The organism is Specibacter sp. BI4 (genome assembly GCF_056680095.1).
In genome coordinates, this window is record NZ_CM155265.1 from 3,336,114 (window position 1) to 3,354,552 (window position 18,439).

At 65.0% G+C, this 18,439-nt stretch carries 19 protein-coding genes and 1 tRNA gene; 7 read left to right on the forward strand and 13 right to left on the reverse strand.

The annotated features are described in order from the left end of the window. Positions 1-27 precede the first annotated feature (27 nt). Together AC1L6K_RS15280 and gcvH are read right to left on the reverse strand one after the other, a co-directional pair. A complete protein-coding gene (locus AC1L6K_RS15280) occupies positions 28-525 on the reverse strand; it encodes an FHA domain-containing protein (protein WP_480949702.1) in 498 nt (165 codons plus the stop codon). 154 nt (positions 526-679) lie between these two features. Next, positions 680-1,066, reverse strand: a complete 387-nt coding sequence (gene gcvH / locus AC1L6K_RS15285) for a glycine cleavage system protein GcvH (RefSeq protein ID WP_480949703.1) — start codon at positions 1,064-1,066, stop codon at positions 680-682. Between the two features lie 206 nt (positions 1,067-1,272). On the opposite strand from gcvH, the gene AC1L6K_RS15290 reads away from it, so the two are divergent. The 4 genes from AC1L6K_RS15290 to crcB are packed head-to-tail and all read left to right on the forward strand — an operon-like array spanning position 1,273 to position 3,505. Further along, entirely contained in the window at positions 1,273-2,082 is an 810-nt protein-coding gene (locus tag AC1L6K_RS15290) for a hypothetical protein (RefSeq protein WP_480949704.1), read from the forward strand. Between the two features lie 9 nt (positions 2,083-2,091). Further along, entirely contained in the window at positions 2,092-2,613 is a 522-nt protein-coding gene (locus AC1L6K_RS15295) for a universal stress protein (RefSeq protein ID WP_480949705.1), read from the forward strand. Further along, positions 2,610-3,131 (forward strand): fluoride efflux transporter FluC, encoded by a 522-nt coding sequence (locus tag AC1L6K_RS15300; protein ID WP_480949706.1) that lies wholly within the window; start codon positions 2,610-2,612, stop codon positions 3,129-3,131. Before AC1L6K_RS15295 ends, AC1L6K_RS15300 begins: the two co-directional genes overlap by 4 nt. Beyond that, entirely contained in the window at positions 3,128-3,505 is a 378-nt protein-coding gene (crcB, locus tag AC1L6K_RS15305) for a fluoride efflux transporter CrcB (RefSeq protein ID WP_480949707.1), read from the forward strand. The genes AC1L6K_RS15300 and crcB overlap by 4 nt, the downstream gene beginning before the upstream one ends. Here the strand turns inward: crcB and AC1L6K_RS15310 are convergent. The 3 genes from AC1L6K_RS15310 to AC1L6K_RS15320 all read right to left on the reverse strand — a co-directional run bounded on the left by AC1L6K_RS15310 (position 3,502) and on the right by AC1L6K_RS15320 (position 6,107). Further along, the gene (locus AC1L6K_RS15310; RefSeq protein ID WP_480949708.1) at positions 3,502-3,981 is read right to left on the reverse strand and encodes a GNAT family N-acetyltransferase; all 480 of its coding nucleotides are present in this window, start codon (positions 3,979-3,981) and stop codon (positions 3,502-3,504) included. The two genes, crcB and AC1L6K_RS15310, sit on opposite strands and share 4 nt — an antisense overlap. A gap of 434 nt (positions 3,982-4,415) precedes the next feature. Beyond that, positions 4,416-5,246: an SMP-30/gluconolactonase/LRE family protein gene (locus tag AC1L6K_RS15315; RefSeq protein ID WP_480949709.1), complete on the reverse strand. Its 831-nt coding sequence runs from the start codon at positions 5,244-5,246 to the stop codon at positions 4,416-4,418. A gap of 114 nt (positions 5,247-5,360) precedes the next feature. Then, positions 5,361-6,107: a sulfite exporter TauE/SafE family protein gene (locus AC1L6K_RS15320; protein WP_480949710.1), complete on the reverse strand. Its 747-nt coding sequence runs from the start codon at positions 6,105-6,107 to the stop codon at positions 5,361-5,363. A gap of 251 nt (positions 6,108-6,358) precedes the next feature. Between AC1L6K_RS15320 and AC1L6K_RS15325 the strand changes: the two genes are divergently transcribed. Beyond that, positions 6,359-8,155 (forward strand): acyl-CoA dehydrogenase, encoded by a 1,797-nt coding sequence (locus tag AC1L6K_RS15325; protein WP_480949711.1) that lies wholly within the window; start codon positions 6,359-6,361, stop codon positions 8,153-8,155. Here the strand turns inward: AC1L6K_RS15325 and AC1L6K_RS15330 are convergent. Beyond that, positions 8,145-8,819, reverse strand: coding sequence for a GyrI-like domain-containing protein (locus AC1L6K_RS15330; protein WP_480949712.1), 675 nt, complete (start codon positions 8,817-8,819; stop codon positions 8,145-8,147). The two genes, AC1L6K_RS15325 and AC1L6K_RS15330, sit on opposite strands and share 11 nt — an antisense overlap. Positions 8,820-8,949: 130 nt before the next feature. Between AC1L6K_RS15330 and AC1L6K_RS15335 the strand changes: the two genes are divergently transcribed. Both AC1L6K_RS15335 and AC1L6K_RS15340 read left to right on the forward strand, forming a co-directional pair. After that, positions 8,950-9,645 carry a lysoplasmalogenase family protein gene (locus AC1L6K_RS15335; protein WP_480949713.1) on the forward strand — a complete coding sequence of 232 codons (696 nt, stop codon included), beginning with the start codon at positions 8,950-8,952 and terminating at the stop codon, positions 9,643-9,645. Between the two features lie 871 nt (positions 9,646-10,516). Beyond that, the gene (locus AC1L6K_RS15340) at positions 10,517-11,203 is read left to right on the forward strand and encodes an HAD-IA family hydrolase (protein ID WP_480949714.1); all 687 of its coding nucleotides are present in this window, start codon (positions 10,517-10,519) and stop codon (positions 11,201-11,203) included. A gap of 117 nt (positions 11,204-11,320) precedes the next feature. On the opposite strand, the gene AC1L6K_RS15345 is transcribed toward AC1L6K_RS15340, so the two are convergent. The 7 genes from AC1L6K_RS15345 to AC1L6K_RS15375 form a co-directional block, all read right to left on the reverse strand. Continuing rightward, a complete protein-coding gene (locus AC1L6K_RS15345) occupies positions 11,321-12,613 on the reverse strand; it encodes a hypothetical protein (protein ID WP_480949715.1) in 1,293 nt (430 codons plus the stop codon). A 23-nt stretch (positions 12,614-12,636) separates the two neighbouring features. Next, complete coding sequence (locus AC1L6K_RS15350; RefSeq protein WP_480949716.1) at positions 12,637-13,740, reverse strand: FAD-dependent monooxygenase; 1,104 nt, start codon at positions 13,738-13,740, stop codon at positions 12,637-12,639. Between the two features lie 314 nt (positions 13,741-14,054). Then, positions 14,055-14,128: transfer RNA gene (locus AC1L6K_RS15355), tRNA-Pro, on the reverse strand. Between the two features lie 104 nt (positions 14,129-14,232). Continuing rightward, the gene (gene der, locus AC1L6K_RS15360; RefSeq protein ID WP_480949717.1) at positions 14,233-15,789 is read right to left on the reverse strand and encodes a ribosome biogenesis GTPase Der; all 1,557 of its coding nucleotides are present in this window, start codon (positions 15,787-15,789) and stop codon (positions 14,233-14,235) included. Beyond that, complete coding sequence (locus AC1L6K_RS15365; protein WP_480949718.1) at positions 15,786-16,508, reverse strand: lysophospholipid acyltransferase family protein; 723 nt, start codon at positions 16,506-16,508, stop codon at positions 15,786-15,788. The genes der and AC1L6K_RS15365 overlap by 4 nt, the downstream gene beginning before the upstream one ends. Beyond that, on the reverse strand, positions 16,505-17,338 hold the full coding sequence (cmk, locus tag AC1L6K_RS15370; protein WP_480949719.1) for a (d)CMP kinase: 834 nt from the start codon (positions 17,336-17,338) through the stop codon (positions 16,505-16,507). The genes AC1L6K_RS15365 and cmk overlap by 4 nt, the downstream gene beginning before the upstream one ends. Beyond that, positions 17,335-18,438: a prephenate dehydrogenase gene (locus AC1L6K_RS15375; protein ID WP_480949720.1), complete on the reverse strand. Its 1,104-nt coding sequence runs from the start codon at positions 18,436-18,438 to the stop codon at positions 17,335-17,337. Before AC1L6K_RS15375 ends, cmk begins: the two co-directional genes overlap by 4 nt. Position 18,439: the final 1 nt, after the last annotated feature.

Here is an 18,439-nt window from a genome sequence, read left to right on the forward strand (position 1 = left end):
GCCCGGGCTCACGCTCACCACAGCGCCCTAGGCGTCCGCAGCCGAGTCGTTGGCCTTCGACTCATTGGCACTGAAGTAGTAGGTGAGGCGGAACTTTCCGATCTGCACCTCATTGCCTGTGCGCAGGCGCACGGCATCCACCCGGTCCCCGTTGACGTAGGTGCCGTTGAGGCTGCCTGCATCAATGACTTCAAAACCGCCGTCATACTTCATGAAGTTCACGTGCCTGCGCGAGACCGTCACGTCATCCAGGAAGATGTCCGCGTCCGGGTGGCGTCCGGCTGTTGTGACCTCGCTGTCAAGCAAAAACCTTGCACCTGCATTCGGCCCCACGTGGGCGATGAGCAGCGCTGAACCCGCGGGAAGCGAGTTCACGGCGCTTTGCTCATCGCTCGCCAGAACCGGAACCGTTGAGGGCCCGGCCTGGACGGGAGGGAGCTGAATCGAGGTGGTATCTGTTGCACCGGGCTGATCCTGGGCGTTCGCCTGATCATTCACCCCGGCGTCGTTACCCCTGTCAACCATTGGTACTCCTCCTTGCTGAAAAAATTGCGGGGAACCCAGTTGGGTACCCAGTAATAACAACGTACGGGCTTTCACTCGAAAAAGTCTGGGTGTGGCCGGCACACATGATTGCACGTGCTGCTGCGCCGGTCCTGCGCCAAAAGTTTCCTGGCTACTAGCCTACCTTTTCCTGGTAGTCTGCTGCGCTGAGCAAAGTGCCGTAGCTGGATGCATCCGCGAGCGTGATTTCCACGAGCCAACCGGCACCGTACGGATCCGAATTGATGAGTGCCGGATCGGTGTCCAGGGCCTCATTGCGGGCCGTCACAGTTCCGGTCAGCGGGGCATAAATGTCGCTGACGCTCTTGGTGGATTCAACTTCACCCACAACAGAGTTGGCCGTGACTTCGGTGCCAAGCTCGGGCACCTGGACATAGACGACGTCACCCAGGGCATCCTGGGCAAAATCGGTGATGCCAACGCGCACCACGCCGTCGGCGGTGGGTGCCAGGATCCACTCGTGTTCGGCCGTGTAGGACAGGTCTGCGGGAATGTTGCTCATAATGCGCACCTTTCGGGGTTCAATCGCTGCCGCTCGAAGAAAAAGTGAAGTTTAAAGTAAAACACAAACACAGTCTGTGGCAGATTTCACCCATAAACCACACCCAGTCTTTAGTGTGGCGGCGTTCTTTACAAGTCGAAGGTACTTTCTAGGATATTTCACGCGGATTTCACCCCGCCAGCCCTCGACTCTGACATGATTCAACTATGACTGAATCAGCAACGCCCACTCCCGGCGACGGCGGGCACACCCCGGGCGTCCAGGGAAATGGGACGGAAAAGGCACCGGCAGGCAGCGCCACCAAGGCAAAGATGCCGGTGTGGCTTTTCCGCACCATCCTCGGCGTGGCAGCGGCCGTCGTGCTTGTCGTGGTTTATCTCATCGCCTCCGTGACAGTGCCGCTCATGTGGGCAAACTCGATCCGGGACCAGATTGGCGGACAGCTGGGCAACAGCATTCCGCTGGGCATGTTTTACGGCTTTGTGTTCTCGTTCGTGCCTGTCACGATCGCGTGGCAGGCACATCGCCGCCACCTGAACAAGTGGGTCCGGGTCGGACTTGTCGTGCTGGGCGTGCTGCTGACCATCCCCAACCTGCTCACCTTGGCCGTCCTCTTCGGCGGCACCCAAACAGCTGCCGACGCCCGGTCAATCTGGGCCAACACCGCCAACTGGTTCGGCACCTGGAGCCAGATTTTCATGGTCGTAGGCGTGGTGTGCGCAGTGGCGCTGATCGTGCTGGGGCGCATGTGGCTGCGCCGCGGCAAGAAGATCCGGGAGATCAAGGCCGCCGAGAAGCTCGTGCACGAGGACAAGCTGGCCCGGTCGCTCGCCAGCAAGGAAGCCGCAAGAGAGGCTGAAAAACAGGCCAGGACGGATGCCCGCACTGCCGAAAAGGCCGCCAGGGAAGCTGCCCGTGCCCAACGCCGGCAGCACACGCCCGCCGCCAACGGTGCGTCCCCCGAAACAACGGGGACTGACAATCCGGCAACGCCCGGCGACACTCCAACGGCCTAGTCCCCCAGCATGAAACAGCACCAGCCGTGCGTGCTGGCCGGCGTCTTCCCCGGCCAGTCCCCCGCCGTCGTTGACGAGGCTGCCGGGTTCGCTGCCGCCTTGGGCTGGCCCCTCATCTGCGCCTACGCCAACCCCGCCCGCTACCCGGTCTCCGAAGCGGCGGACGGGACAGTGACCTCGGCACCCGTCGACCCCGACTTCATGGACGACGCCGGAGCCTCCTTCCCCGCACAGCTCGCCGACACGCTGGCACAGCAGTTGAACGCCGTTCAGTTCAATGCGGAGCCGTCCGATGCGGCACCCCTTCAGTGGCGCCTGCTGCTGCTCGCCGGCGACCCTGCCCAGGCCCTGGCCCGCTGTGCCGACACCCTGGGTGCGCACATGATTGTGGTGGGCACCCACGGCGAAAGCCACACACCACTGCGCGAGCTGGTGCACCGCTCGGTGGCTGTCCAGCTTTCCCGCAAACAACACCGCCCGGTCCTGGTTGTCCCCACCCATCATGGCCGGACGGAACAGGACCGCCTGTGACACGGCAGTTCCTGCACGCCCATTCCTTGGCCCTGGTGGCCGTGGGCGGCACCTTGGGTGCCGGCACGCGTGAGGCCCTGGTCCTGGCCGTGCCCGACGCCGGTCCCCTCCCTGTGGCGATCATCGTGGCCAACATTGCCGGCGCTTTCGTGTTGGGCCTGCTGTATGCGTCCCTCAACCGCCGGGATGCACAGGACAGCCGGCCACCCGGCACCACCCTGCCGCGCAGCCGCCGGCTCCGGTTGCTGCTGGGAACCGGCTTTTGTGGCGGCTTCACCACCTACAGCACGCTCGCCGTGGGGATGCTGCTGCTGGCCGGAACGGGGACATCGGATGCTGGTTCCGCAGCTGCCGGATCCGCAGGCTTGTCCTGGGCCGCGGCGTACGGACTCGGCACCGTCCTGGCCGGCGCCCTGGCCACCTGGGCCGGGATAGCCGTCGGGACTGGCTCCCGGCCCGCCGTCGAACGCCACCCGGACCTTCCGGAAGCCACGCACCGGGGAGGGCAACAGCCATGACACCGCTGGTCTTTGCGGCCCTCGCCGTGGCCGGCGGGCTCGGCGCCGCCGCACGGTTTGCCCTCGACGGGGTCATGGGCAGCCGATGGCGGACAGTTTTTCCGTGGGCCACCTTCACGATCAACGTTTCAGGCTCACTGGCCCTGGGCCTGCTGACCGCCCTGGCCGCCGGACACCTGCTCCCCCAGGAATGGGCGCTCATCCTGGGCACAGGGTTTTTGGGTGGATACACCACCTTCAGCACCACCAGCTATGAAACGGTCCGGCTGATGGGCGAAAAACGATACCTCGCATCACTCGCCAATGCAGTGGGAACACTGGCCGCAAGTGCCGGCGCCGCGTCACTGGGCTATTGGGCGGGCACCCTCTTCTAGGGCCGGTTTGCGCCGTCGGGCCCGGCGTCCCACATCATGCGCAGCAACGGGTTGGGCGAGCCGTGGGCGTCAGTTGCCGAGCGGCCCGTCGGCGTAAACCCGCGCCGGATGTAAAAAATCGCGGCTCGGGGGTTTTGTTCGTTGACTTCAAGGTGCAGGCGGGAAAACTGTTGCTGCGCCCAGCCGAGCAGTTCGCTGCCAATGCCTGTCGACCGTGCCTCGTCAGCCACAAAGAGCATGGCCACCTGGTCCTGGTCCAGCCCGATGAAGCCCAGTATGCAGCCATTGCGTTCGGCCACGTGGATCCTGAGGTTTGGCAGGTGCTCATCCCTGATCAGCGGTTCGAGCCTGTCAATGGCATCGAGGGACAGGAAGTGGTGGGTCGCTTCGACGGAATCTCGCCAGACATTGGTGAGCTCCTCAATGTCCTCGGGGCAGCGGCCTGCCCGCAGGATGACAGCCGCGCGCACATTCACGATTCCCCCATCGTGCCCCCACGAAGGCTGGCTGGCAGTTGCCGGCACCTTCGGCAGTGGGCAATTCCCAGCCTAGCGGCGGGGCGGCGCCAGCCACAGGCAAGTAATCGAAACGTTATTGCCGTCCCTGCCGGTCCCTGCCATCCCCTGAATGCACGACGGCGGTCAGCGCACGTTGGCTGGGATGCCGGGAATTGCGGTTGCGCACCAGGAAGGGGCCAAAGGCTGGTTGGCGCGGCAAAAGTCAGTTCGCCTTTAACTAAGTCGACCCGCAGAGCATCGGCGAGATACTCGTACGGGCCTAACCGCCGCTAACTCTGAGAAGAGCGCCTTGGCTAGTAAAAATAGTACCTGCCGACGGCCTCAACTGTTGCATTGAAAGGCGTTGATGAGCCGCAGTTCACATTACAGCCCCACCATTCACCGCTGGCACGCTAGTCACCGTCGGCACGATCCAGCCGGATGGCCACCGCCCGGCCCGTGGCGGCGGCGCCCGGTTGCATCGCCCCGGGCCAGTCGGCCGCCATGACCAGCAGCGTGTTGGCGTCCTCGCCGCCCACTGCGCAGGAAAAACAGCCTTGTTCCAATTCAATGGTGTCCAGCACCTCACCGCCGCGGGCCACCAGGACACAGCACTTCCCCGGCACGTCTGCGTACCAGATGCCACCCTCCCCCAGACAGATGCCATCCGGGGCACTCCCCGGCACGGCAGCCCACACATGCCGGTTGGCCAGCGAACCGTCGGCCAAGATATCGAAAGCCGTCAGGCACCCGGCGTTGGATTCGGCAACCACCAGGGTGCCGCCGTCGTCCGTGACCACCATCCCGTTCGGGAAGGCGAGGTGCTCCGCAACCACTGTTGCGCCGCCGTCGGGCTTCACGAGGGCAATCAGCCCGGACACCTGTGCCGGACCGGGGTAGGCGTAGCCAATGCAGTTGACGTACGCATGGTCGCTCAGGGTGGCAACCTCATTCCACGGCGTGGCGGATAGGTTGCCAAGATTGGCACGGCGGGCAAAGGTGCCGGCCGGGGTGAGCGTCAGCAATTCACCGGCGGAACCGGAAACAACCAGCAGTTCCCCGTCGGGCAGCCAGTCAAAAGTGATAGGGAAGGACGGCACGGCGAAACTTTGGTGCTCGGTGCCGTCCGGGTCGATGGCGTGGATGAGGCGTGCGGTCCAGTCCGCGAACCAAAAACGTCCCCCGTGCCACCGCGCCGATTCGCCCATGCCGATCCCCGCCGCGATGACCTGCTGCGTTTCCATGGTTCTCCTCCACCGTGCATTGGGATGTGGAACAGTGCCAGTTTAGGCGTCGCCGGGATGCCTTGGGAATCGCGATTTTTCCCGATACCGGCAGCGGGCTTGCGCACTTGATGCCTATCCGGCCAGCCCGACGAGCTCTGCGATGCCCCGGACCGTTGCCGCGGTCGCGCCACCATAGGCGAGCACCACCACAATGAAGCGTGCACGGTGCGGTGTCACCCATTTGGCCAGCACCTCTCCGGCAAGGAGCCCGGCGATGATTGCGGCACCGACGACACCCCATGCCAGCGGTTCCAGATGCGGCATCGATTCGGGACCCGCCACGTATTTGGCGGCAATGGAGGCAAGGCCGATCGTGAGGAAATATGGCTGCATGGTTGCGGCAAAGGAGCGCTGGTCCCATTTGGAGGCGATGGCGTAGATGCTCATGGCCGGCCCGCCCACCCCTGCGGTCGTGTTCATGATGCCGCTGGTGGCACCGGCGACCAGCATGGGCTTGAGCCCGGATTCGGGTTTGAGCGACTTCATGCGCAGGGACACTGTAAGGCTCACGAGCACAAGCAGCCCCACACCCACCTGCAGCCAGGCCCCGGGAACCTGCGTCACGATGAATGCCCCGGGCACGGCCCCCACCACGGCAGCCGGTGCCAGCACCAGGTATTTGCGCCAGTCAATGTGCCTGAACACCCTGAACAGGACAAATGCCGAAGCCACCACTACGCAGACATTGACAAGGACGATCCCCGTCACGGGTCCCATGATCAACACCACGAATGGGGCCGCCACCAAGGCGAACCCCATCCCCGTCAAACGTTGCATGGTGGCCCCGGTGAAGACAGCCAGCACGAGCAGCAGGGCCATTCCCACGCCTATGGCCGCCGCCCCAGCGAGTGTGTTCCAGAACTTTCTGCCACTTCTGCGGATCCTCCTTCATTGCCTCCGGCCCGATTGTGCCACACCATCGCAGTGGCGGCTGGTTCGCCCCGTGCCGCAGTCTCCCAGCCTGCAGTGCGGCCGTTAAGAAGCCGTCCATTCCCTGTGACCCGCACAACATTACTCGTTAGTAACAAATTTCCGGCTTAAACGCGTTCGGTCAAGGTACGCTGACGAATATGAGCCAATACCAGCCTCCAATTGCAGACATCGCCTTCGCCCTTGAGCATGTTGTGGGATACCCGGACATCGCCAATCTGCCGGGCTTCGAACACGCAGACCTCGACACCGTCGTCGAGCTCCTGGAACAGTGCGGGGAGTTCATGGCTGAGGCCGTGGCACCCCTGAACCAACAGGGCGACGTCCAAGGTTCCCACCTCCAGCCCGACGGGACTGTCAAGACGCCTGACGGCTTCAAGGAGGCTTACAAACAGTACGTCGACGCCGGATGGGGTTCCGTGCCTCTGCCGGAGGAATACGGCGGCGGCGGGTTCCCTCGCACCATTGGCCTCGCCATCCAGGAAATGTTCAACAGCGCGAACCTGGCCTTCTCACTGTGCCCGCTGCTGACCCAGGGCGCCATTGACGCCCTCCTGCACTACGGCGACGACGCCATGAAGAACCGCTACCTGCCCAAGATGGTCAGCGGCGAGTGGACGGGCACAATGAACCTGACCGAGCCACAGGCCGGCTCGGATGTTGGCGCTTTGACCACCAAGGCCGTCAGGAACGACGACGGCAGCTACGCCATCACGGGCCAGAAGATCTTCATCACCTACGGTGACCACGACATGGCCGAGCAGATCGTCCACCTGGTCCTGGCCCGCACCCCCGGCGCCCCGGAGGGCACCCGCGGCATCTCCTGTTTCATCGTACCGAAGTTCCACATCAACGACGACGAGTCGCTGGGCGAACGCAACGGGGTGCAAACCGTCTCACTGGAACACAAGATGGGCATCCACGCCTCCCCCACGTGCGTGCTGTCCTACGAGAACGCCACCGGCTACTTGATCGGCGAAGAAAACAAGGGCATGCGCATCATGTTCGTCATGATGAACGCCGCACGTCTTGGCGTCGGCGCCCAGGGCCTGGCCGTCGCAGAGCGCGCTTACCAGCAGTCACTGGAGTACGCCCGGCAGCGCCAGCAGGGCTTGGCCATCGGCGCCACCGGGACCAGCTCGGCCATCATCGAGTTCCCCGATGTGCGCCGCATGCTCATGACGCAGCGGGCCAGCATCGCGGCCCTGCGCTACCTGATTCTGCTGGATGCAAGCTATGTGGACCACAGCACGAACGACCCCGATCCGGGAGTCCGCGCCCGGGCCGATGAGATTGCGGGCATCCTGACACCCATTTGCAAGTCGTTCGGCACCGACCTTGGCAATGAGCTCACCTCGCTTGCCCTGCAGATCCACGGCGGCATGGGCTTCATCGAGGAAACCGGCGCGGCCCAGCATGTGCGCGATATTCGCATTGCCGCGATCTATGAAGGCACCAACGGCATCCAGGCAGCAGACCTCGTGGGCCGAAAGCTGGGCATCCGGGGCGGCGCCTCCGTCCTGGAATTCCTGGCCACCATGCGGGAAATTGATGCGGACCTGGATGCGGCAGGTGCCGACTTTGCGGGGATCCGTGAGGAGCTGGACCGCCAGTTCACGGCGCTGGAAAAAGCGACGCACTGGATGCTCCGCACAGGCCAGGGAGATCCGAATTCCGTTCTGGCAGGTTCCTCCCCGTACCTGCGCATGTGGGGGCTGTGCACGAGTGCCTGGATGCTGGCCCGGGCGGCCGTTGCGGCCGCGAAGACTGATGATGCGCGGCTGGCAAACGAGCAGTTGGTGCTGGCCCGCTTCTACGCCCAGCAGCTGCTGCCGGCGTGCGCCAGCCTGTTGGGCGCTGCCACGGCGGGTGCCGATGACCTGTTTGCACTGGATGCGAACAGTCTCGCAGGCGCCGGCCACAAGGTCAGGAGCTAGGAGCGGACCCGTCGGCGGCAGGGTCCGCTCCGCTGGCGGGCGCCACCGGCTGGCGCAGAATGGTTTTGAGCTTCTCCGGGGCCGAGCGGCGCGGATCGCTGAGGTAGATCTCATGGTGCTTGCCGTTGAATCGCAGGTTGTTGGCGGGCATGAACTCATGGTGCAGCCGTGCCAGGACGGGGCCTTCGTTGTCGTAGGGGCCGATGTGGAGGATCTGGACGCACAGCCCTTCCTGAACTTCCTCGAAGCGCAGGTGGGGGAACCCGGGCAGCTCCTTCTTGGCGGCGGGCTGCTCAATGGTTTCCCGTGCGAGCTCGGGGGTGATCCACTCCGGCTGGCTGATCATCATGGTCCAGTCCCAGCTGGCTTTGTCCCGGCTTGCGCCGTCCCCGGCGGTAAAGGTGGCCATGTCGTCGGCCCACCACAGCCCCTCCAAGGGTGCAACCACAAAGTCCCGGTCCAGTTTCTTCTTGCTGTGGAATTTCAGCGCATAGGATGTGGCGTACAACGCTTCCAACGCTTCGGCATATTTGGTTGAAGAGTTTGGATCTCCGTGGCCGTCAACGGCCAGGTAACGAAAAGCCGGCACCTCAACCAGGGAGAAGTCCTTGGCGCCGGGCGCGTAGAGGTCCTTGTGGGCTTTCTTGACGTCGTATTTGTCCATGGTTTCTTCCTCTTGTGCCGGTCAATCGTTTCCGCCCGGCTGCTTCCGCCCAGTCTAGGATGATGCGGCCCCGCAACGGCGCACCATCCCCCACCACGCCAAACCACGCCAAACCACGCCAAGGAGTTCAGTGTCCACTGAAACGAATCTGTCCGAGCCGGGGACCCGCCCCTTGTGGTGGGTGTTCGTCCCCTACATCCTGATCTCCTTGGTCCACGTTGCAGCCCGCTTCGCCAACAACGATGCACTGGCCGACCCCACCAAGCTGCTCCTCATGCCCGCCTTGCTCTTGGCTGCTGCCTGGGTACTGCGCCGGCTCGGCAACGGTGTGGTTTTGTGGCTGCTCCTTGCCGCACTGTTCTTCTCGTGGCTCGGCGACGGTGCGGGCGCGTTTTTCCCGTTTGCCCCGACGCTGCCGCTGATGCTGCTGTGCTTTGGCATTGCGCACCTTTGCTACATGCGGCTGTTTTGGCGCCACCTGGCCGCCCGGCCGGTGCCTTGGTGGGCACTGGTTTTTGCGGTGTGGTGGGTTGTGCTGTTGGTCTTCCTGTGGCCCCGTGCCGGCGGCCTGGCAATCGCCGTGGCAGCCTATGGCCTGGTACTGGGCGGCACTGCCGCGCTGTCCACGCGCTGCCACCCGGTCATCTTGTGGGGAGGCGTCTTCTTCCTGGCCTCGGACACCATTCTGGCGTTCAGGATCTTTGCCCTTGAACTGATGCCCGACTGGACCAGCGGCATGGTCATGCTGACGTACACCGTGGGCCAGGGGCTCATTGTTGCAGGCACCGTCCGCACCCTGCAACGGGAGAAACTCCCCACGCGGTAAGGAACCAGCAAGGTGAAGCAAGCTGGCGCCGGGAGCTGAACAGGGCGGTTCTGCGGAGTTGCCAGCCAGCGTGGGTGACTCCGTGCATCCCAGCCACCATCGTCAGCCCACCGCTGCCTGCGAGCGCAGTACCAAGCCTTTCACGGAAGATGACCGGGTCGTCGGCCGGGCGATGCGCACGGGGTCGTTTGTGACACTGCTTCAAGCTCGTTGACAGCCGTGCAATCCGCCTGCCACCGCGCTGCAGCCACGTTGACGGCGCCAGTGCATGTACGACGGAGGGGGGAGGGGCAGCCTTGGGCCGGGAGCATCCGCTCGTCCCGGCATTGGCAACGCTCCCCCGGTTTCCGCCCGGCCGACTCCGGGGTGCCGGCAGCGACGCTGCCCACTGGCTAACGGGAGATCGAAGGGGTGGTGCGCGGTCCACTACGGCAGGATTCCGACGTCGCATGCTCCCCGCCACAAGCCTTTGCCTCACCTGCTTGGGCCTAGCCCTCTTGCGTCTCACCACCCTGTGCGCCGTCACAGCCCTGGTCCGCCCGCCCGCTCCCTGACCGGACAGGTCCGCCGGAAAGGCCACAGTTCCCGACCGTCCGGGCCAGGCGCCGGGCAAGCCACGAGGGGGCTGCCATCATGGGGCTGGCACTGAAGCAAAAGCTAGTTCGAACATTTGTTCTAATTTGTCAATGGGGGGGGTATCCGTGACCGCCTGTCCGGACCCCGCCACCAGCCCCGCCAATCGCCGCACAGCCGTTGGCGGCCCTCGGCCCTGCGGACGTGCCGCAGTTGCCGCCTGGTCGCACGCAGGCCGGCCTCCCGCCGTCGGACGTCATGCCTCCGGCAGCTTTTCAGGCGCGGATAGGCTGGTGCCATGACGATTCATGATGCCGCTGCCAGCGGGCCGGGACCCATCCGCCAGTTCACAGTTGATGCCCTGCTGTTTGACCTGGACGGGACACTGATCGATTCGACTCCTGCCACTGAGCGGGCCTGGCGCCTCTGGGGCGAACAGATGGGCCTTCCCGGGTTCAGTTATGGCAGCCATGGCGTTCCGGCACAGGCCCTGGTCGACCAGCAAATTGCACCGTCACGGCGGGCAGAGGCCTTCGAGCTGATCAAGGCCCTGGAGATGGCCGACACCGAGGGTGTGGTGCGCAAGGACGGGGCGGTTGAACTGCTGGGGTCATTGCCTGCCGGCGCGTGGACCATCGTGACCTCGTGCACGCAGGGTCTGGCCGAAACCCGGATGCGGGCGGCAGGGGTCCCAACCCCCGCACACATGGTCACGGCCGACCAGGTGACTGATGGCAAGCCCCACCCGGAACCGTTCCTGCTCGGCGCCAGCCGGCTCGGAGCTGACATCGGCCGCTGCCTTGTTGTTGAAGACGCACCGGCAGGGCTGGCGTCGGGGCGCGCTGCCGGCGCCGTGACACTTGCCGTGGCGGGCACATCCGCCGCCCATGCCCTCGACGCCGACCATGTAGTCCACAGCCTCTCAGAGGTGGGCGCCAAGGTGCTCCCTGACGGACGGATCGAGATCACCCTGCACGCTCCCTGAGCCCTTGGCGCTGGCGAGATCGATGCAACCTCGGCATAGTCCAGCTTCAGCCTCTGCGGGCCCAGCGCTGCGGCGCGGCCCCTGCGCACACGAAAGCCAAGTGCGCTTGGAGCCGGTTTAGAATTTCAGGCGCTCAAGTTCCCGCAGCAGCCTCGGGCGGTTGCGGTTCCCGTTCCGGATCGTGGCGAGCAGGGCGACCGTTGCCTCTGGGCACCCCGCCGCTGTGGCTATGACGCGGTGTTGTCGCAGATGCGCCACGGCCATCTTGTAGTTGCGAACGTCCGCTCTGGCCAGGTCCCCGTCCAGGAGGTGTTCCAGCACGGGCAGGACAGCTGCCGGGTCGTGGACCTGGTAGGCATCGATGAGCCTGCCCCACAAGTCCGCACGCTCGATGCCCAACCGGTGCGCCTCCGACCAGGCCTGGGGCACGTCCTGCAAGGTCCGCAGCAGGAAGTCGATGTAATCCTCCGGGCGGTCGGCCAATCTCACCAGCGCTTCCCCCTGCATGGATGGCCAGGTTCCTGCCGCGGCGTCATGGAGGCGGGTTGCGTTGGCTGAACTTGGCCACCATTCAAACATCTTTCGACGTGCGCCTGCCTCGTCCCCGGGCCGATGCTTGTGCAGCAGCTGGCACCAGTACTCGGCGGCCGCTTCGGCCTGATGGCCGCTTTCCAGGAGGGCCCCGCGGTGCGCCCAGTCGATCGCCAGCCCGGTTTCGCCAATCTCGGCCAGGGCGGTGGCGGTGTGTTGCAATTTGTAGGAGCGGGTCTGGTCCCCGGCATGGGTGTCGATGATCCGCTGTGTGTCGCGGTGGACCACGGCAAGGCGTTCGGCGTTGTGTTGGAGCACAAATCTGACATGGGTGTGTTCGCCACGTCGTTGCCAGGCGGCAGTGCCGTCCGGCTGCAGCGGCCCTGCTGCCTGATTCTCGTTGGCACGCGTTTCGAGCTGGACAGCCGCCGACACCTTCGCCAGCCCTGTTTCGTATTTTGCAAGCCCCTTGGCACCAAGCGCGGAGGCGTAGTCGGCTGGGTCGAGAAGGACGAAGTCCTGCCCGTCGCCGAACTGGAATCGAATCATCCACGTCACCAGCCGCCCGTGCACCGGCGGCGCCTGTGCACACATTCGGGCGTGGAGTTCCAGCAGGCGGCCAAAGAGGCCGCCGATGCTTCCGTTCGAGTCGTCGGCGTGCAGCATGACCCGGCCCACCGAGGAGAGAGCCTTTTGCACCACCGCCAGAACCGCTGCCGGCCCCTCATTTTCCGCGGCTTCGTCCAATAGTGAAACACCGTGCCGTGCCTGCCTGCAGTAGCGGTCTACGGCATCCCACCGGTGCAGATCGGCCCGGCTGCGAAACAACGGCAGCACCTGCTTGCCGCCCCTGTACGAAGGCTGGGGGCGGGCGCGCACATGACAGCCGTCGAGAACCGTGGTTAGTTCCTGCCGCTGTTGCCGGGACGAAGTGCCCCACCGATCCGCAGCAGTCCGCCGACGGCCCCGACGGCCCCATTCCGCGCCAGGAAGCCCCTGCGCAACATCGCGAACCGGCCCATGTACCGGGAGAACGCCACCATGCGCTGGGTCTTGGCCCGGCGGGCCCGATTGTAGGCGGCCAGCCCCTCGGGCACCGAGTCGGCTGCGGCGAGGCAGCGGCCCAGGGTTGCGCCGTCGACCAGGGCCTCGCATGCCCCGCGGCCAAGGAACGGCCCCATGGAGTGGGCGGCATCGCCAATCAAGACTGTGTTGCCGTTGGCATATGCCGGAAGACGGGGTGTTTCAAAGAGTTCGTGGTGCAGGATGGATTCCTCGTGAACCAGGGCCAACACCTCCGCCGGACCCGACCGCCACGAACCGAAGATGTCCCAGAGGTGCTGCAGGTGTGGCGGGGCAAACTCCCGGTCGGCGCCGACACAGGCATACCAGTTGCTCCGGTCCGGGCCGGCTGGCGTGATCCCGAACATTGCCCCCGGCGCCCAGGTTTCACCGTATCGGCCGACGGCACCTGACACGGTCCCTCGCCAGGCCACCGCACCCAGCGGCCGGGCCCGGTAAGCATCGCCAAAAAGGGCCGTACGGGTTTGGCTGTGTGTTCCGTCGGCACCCACGACGACGTCGGCAGCCCCGCCGGGGTTCTGGCCCTCGGCCCCAAAGGTGATGTCCACGCCGTCGGCCAATGCGGCGAGCAGTGCCGGCCTGGGGACCATGAGCAGGCCTTCCCCTCCGGAGGTGGCCAGAAGGGAACGTCCGCCCGGGGTCCACAATCCTGTTTCGACGCCGGCTCTTTCCCCGGCGGCTGTTTTGCTGCCCCCTGCTGTGCCGCCGCCGGCAACCCGTGCCGTGCTGGCCAGGACCGCCCCCGCCACGCCGATTTCCGTGAGCGCAGCCATGGCTTCGGGCCACAATCCCAGCGCAGTGCCGGTCGTGGGCAGCGCCGGCGCCCGTTCCCGCACGGAGACGCCCCATCCGTGCATGGCCAGGGCCCTGGCCGCGGCGAGTCCGCCGATTCCTCCGCCAATGATGTCGGCTCGTGCTTTCATGCCAATGAGCCTACGCCTGGAAACCTCTCGGCGGGAGGACCAAGCAGTGCGGCCGCCCGGCCTCAGGGGCAGCCAGGCCACCCGCTAACGGTGGGATCAACGAAGGAGGGGATTCCGGGACGTTGAGCCAACTTACTCGGGCCCGGGGGTCGTTGTGGTCATTCGATGGCGGCCGGCCGGCATCGAATGACCACAGCGGCCCCTTGGCCCTGGCATTTTGTCCACATCCGGCGCGAACCACCACAGCAGCCCCCGGACAACAAAAAACCGCTCAGACTCCGGGTATTCCCAGTGTCTGAACGGTTTTTGTTCGGTCGGGCTGACAAGATTTGAACTTGCGACCCCTTGACCCCCAGTCAAGTGCGCTACCAAGCTGCGCTACAGCCCGAAAGTTCAACGTTTGGAAGGTATCTCCCGTGGCTGAACCACCTGAAGAAGCTTACCCCACATTTTTCCGGGACAGGACCAAAACAAGCCGAACTGTGAGCCAAGTCACTTCTTCTTGCTCCGCTTTTCGCGTACACGCATGGCTACTTCAATGGGCGTGCCCTCGAAGCCAAATGTTTCGCGCAGGCGGCGCGTGATGAAGCGGCGGTATCCCGGGTCAAGGAAGCCTGTGGTGAACAGGACAAACTTCGGCGGGCGGCTTGATGCCTGGGTGCCGAACAAGATGCGGGGCTGCTTGCCACCACGGACCGGGTGGGGGTGTTCCGAGACCAATTCGCCCAGGAACGCGTTGAGGCGTCCCGTGGGGATGCGGCGGTCCCAGTTCTCCAGTGCCAGGTCCAGGGCGGGCACGAGCTTGTCCTTGTGCCAGCCGGTCTTGGCCGAGATGTTCACGCGGGGCGCCCACACAACGTGGGCCAGGTCCTGGTCAATCTCACGTTCCAGGTACTTGCGGCGTTCGTCGTCCATCAAGTCCCACTTGTTGAACGCCAGCACCAGGGCGCGGCCTGATTCAATGGCAAGCTGCAGGATGCGTACGTCCTGCTCGCTCAGCACCTCATCCACGGCCATGAGCACCACGGCAACTTCGGCCTTTTCCAGGGCCGTCTGGGTGCGCAGCGACGCGTAGAAGTCGGCACCCTGCGCCATGTGGACGCGGCGGCGGATGCCGGCCGTGTCAACGAAGCGCCAGGTGCGGTCGCCCAGCTCAATGAGTTCGTCAACCGGGTCGCGGGTGGTGCCTGCAACGTTGTCAACGACGACGCGCTCGGAACCCGCCAGCTTGTTCAGCAGGGAGGACTTGCCCACGTTGGGCCGTCCCAGCAGGGCGATGCGGCGCGGTCCGCCGGTGCGCTCAAGACCGTCGACGGCGGAGAACTCAGGCAGGACCTCCATGACGCGGTCCAACATGTCGGCAACACCGCGGCCGTGCACGGCCGAGACCGGCAACGGCTCCCCGAGGCCGAGGCCCCACAGTGTTGCGGCGTCGGCCTCCTGGACCAGGTCGTCGATCTTGTTGCCCACGAGAATGACAGGCTTCTTGGCCTTGCGCAGCATGCGCACAATGGCTTCATCCGAGGCTGTGATGCCGACGATCGCGTCAACGACCAGCAGCACGGCGTCAGCCATTTCAACGGCAATTTCGGCTTGTTCGGCGACCCTCAGGTCGAGTCCGCGCGCATCGCGCTCCCAGCCGCCGGTGTCGACGAGGGTGAAGTTGCGCCCGTTCCAGTCAGCCGTGTACTGGACACGGTCGCGGGTGACACCGGGGGTGTCCTCAACAACTGCCTCGCGGCGGCCCAGGATGCGGTTCACCAGCGTTGACTTGCCCACGTTGGGCCGTCCCACGATGGCCAGCACCGGGTCCTGGCGATGCGCGTCAAAGGAGGCCCCGTCGTCGAACTCCCCCGACAGCAGTGCCGCATCCTCGTCCTCGAGCTCGTAGTTGGCCAGGCCAGCAAGCAGGCCGGCCGCGCGCGCATCGGCGTCCTCGTCGGAGATGGCCGCCAACTTCTCGGCGATCTGGTCGGTACCCGTGGGCACGTATTCCGGGTGACCAAACTCACCGTCACCGGAGGGTGCGGATGACTTGGGGTCGCTCATGGTTGCTGTCCTTTATGCTTTGAAGATAGGTGATCATCCGCAGGCAAATCCTGCCCTGTAGCGGCTTGCGATGCGGCAATGTGTGCCGCCAGCCGCAGGCGGATTTGTTCGGTTGCTCTGTCCATTGAAACACGCCCGGAAAGTCCCGGCTCACGCGTGATTGACAATGGTTCCCCAAACACTACGTGCAGTTTGCGCCGTGGTGCTGGAATTTTATCGCGATGTTCCCCGCTGCGCCTTGTTCCCAAGACCGCCACAGGTACGACGGCGGCGGCTGAGTTCAGTGCCAGCCACGCCACGCCGCTGTTCATGGAGGCGGCGTCCCCGGCTCCCCGGGTGCCTTCCGGAAGGATGCCAATGCAGTCTCCGCGGTCAAGGACCGCCTTGGCATATTGCAGGGCCGCCCTGTCACCGTTTCGGTTGACGGGAATTTGCCCGGATGCGTGCAAAACCCGGCCAAGGAGGCCCTTGAACATGTTGTGGCGGACCATGACATGCATGTACCTGTTGCTCGCACCGACCATAACAGGCCCGTCCAGGTAGCTCAAGTGGTTTGCGGCAAAAACCACTGGGCCGACAGCCGGGATATTCTCACGCCCCAGAACAGTGGTTTTGTACACCACATGATCCAGGAAGCGGCCCAGCGGACGGCTCCAACGGGTTTTCCACCGCGGCGGCGGCGCCGTCAGCACCCGCAGCGGCTTTGCGCCACGACTCATGCAGGCGAACCTGCGTTGACTGCCTGGCGGACAACGGCGATGACGGCGTCAATGGTTTCCTCAAAGTCAAGGTCCGAGGAATCAACTGTGTAGACACCGTCGGCGGCACGATGGAAGTCAACAACCGTCGAGTCCTTCGCATCGCGGGCCAGCACCTGTTCAGCCAGCTGCGCGGCGGACTGTGTGCCGCCCAGCTGGAGGCCCCTGCGGCGCAGGCGGGCTTCCTCGCTGGCGGTCAGGATGAGGCGCGCCTCGGCGTCCGGTGCCACAACTGTGGTGATGTCCCTGCCTTCCACCACAATGCGGCGGCCGTGCCCGGCAATGAGCTCCTGCTGGCGGCGCACCAGCTCGGCACGTGCGCCCAGGTTGGTGGCCACGGCGCTGACGGCTGCGGAAATCTGGGGTTCACGGATGGCGTCGGTGACATTGACACCGTTGACCCTCACGAACTCGGTCTCCGGAACCATGCTCTGCTCGAGCTTGATGGTGCGCGCTGCAGCCTCAACCATAGCCGTGTTGTTCAGGTCAAGGCCTGCGTTCAGGCAGTGCCAGGTCAACCCGCGGTACATGGCGCCGGTGTCCAGGAAGGCCAGGCCCAGGCGCTGGGCAACAGCCTTGCTGACACTTGACTTCCCCGACCCGGAGGGGCCGTCAACGGCCACGACGAGGGACTTGCCCTGGCGCAGCTGGTGCACTTCTTCCTGTCCCGCGGCGGGCTGTGCCGCCGCCTGGGCCTGTCCCGCGGCGGGCTGTGCCGCCGTCTGGGGCTGTGCTGCCATTTCGGAATGCGCTGCCATCGTTTCCTGCGGTGTCCTATCAGGGTTGCTCATTGCATTACCTTCCAACCGCGTGACGTCAATTCCTCAACCAACAGCACCCGCCGCGACGGCAGCACCGAAAGTTCAACCATGCCCACCTGATGCCCTGCGGAGTGGTCAAGGCGCAGGTCTTCGACGTTGACGCCAATCTCGCCGATCTCTGTCAACAACGCGGCAATCTGGCCGGGCTTGTCATCGACAAGCACCGTCAGCCACGAGTACTGGCGTGCGGGTCCGCCGTGCTTGCCGGGAATCCGGCTCTGCCCGGCATTGCCTTCAGCCATGAGCTGGGCCAGGTCCAGGCGTGCCCCGGGGGCCGTTGGTGCGCCGAGCGTGTTGATCAGGCGGTCCAAATCCGTGCGGACGCCCTCCATGATCTCCAGCAGCTTGGGCGCGTTGGCACCAAGAATCTGCACCCAAAGCGTCGGGTCGCTGGCAGCAATCCGGGTCACGTCCCGCAAGCCGTTGCCGGCGAGCGACAGGGCATGCGCAGGGGTATCCTGGAGCCTGCTTGCCACCAGCGACGACATGATCTGCGGCAGGTGCGAGACGAGGGCCACGGCCCCGTCGTGCTCATCCGGGGTAAACCGGAACACGACGGCGTCGAGGTCAATGGCCAGCGAATGCGCCACCTTGACGGCCTGGGCACTGCTGTCCTCCGACGGGCAGAGCACCCATGGCATCGAGTTGAACAGTTCGGCGCGCGCGGCAACCGGGCCCGAAAGTTCCCGCCCGGCCATGGGGTGCGTGCCCACGTAGCGCTGCAGTGACTGGCTGTCCAGGGTTTCAACGCCCTGAAGTTCGGCCAGCACGGCACCCTTCACACTTGCAATGTCAACCACGACAGCGGACGGGTACCTTGTGAGCGCCCCGGCCACCACCTGCGCGGTGACATCCGGCGGCGCGGCCACAACGACCAGTTCCGGGCTCAGTTCAACGGCAGCGTCAAAGGCGCGCCCGGCGCCGATGTCCACAGCCACGGCCTGGGCCGAGGGTGACGGGTCGCTGAGGACGACGTCGATGCCGCGGGCGCGCAGCCCCAAACCGATGCTGGCACCCAACAGCCCGCTGCCAAGAACCAGCACCGGGCCGGTCAAGTGCGAAGGATTCATG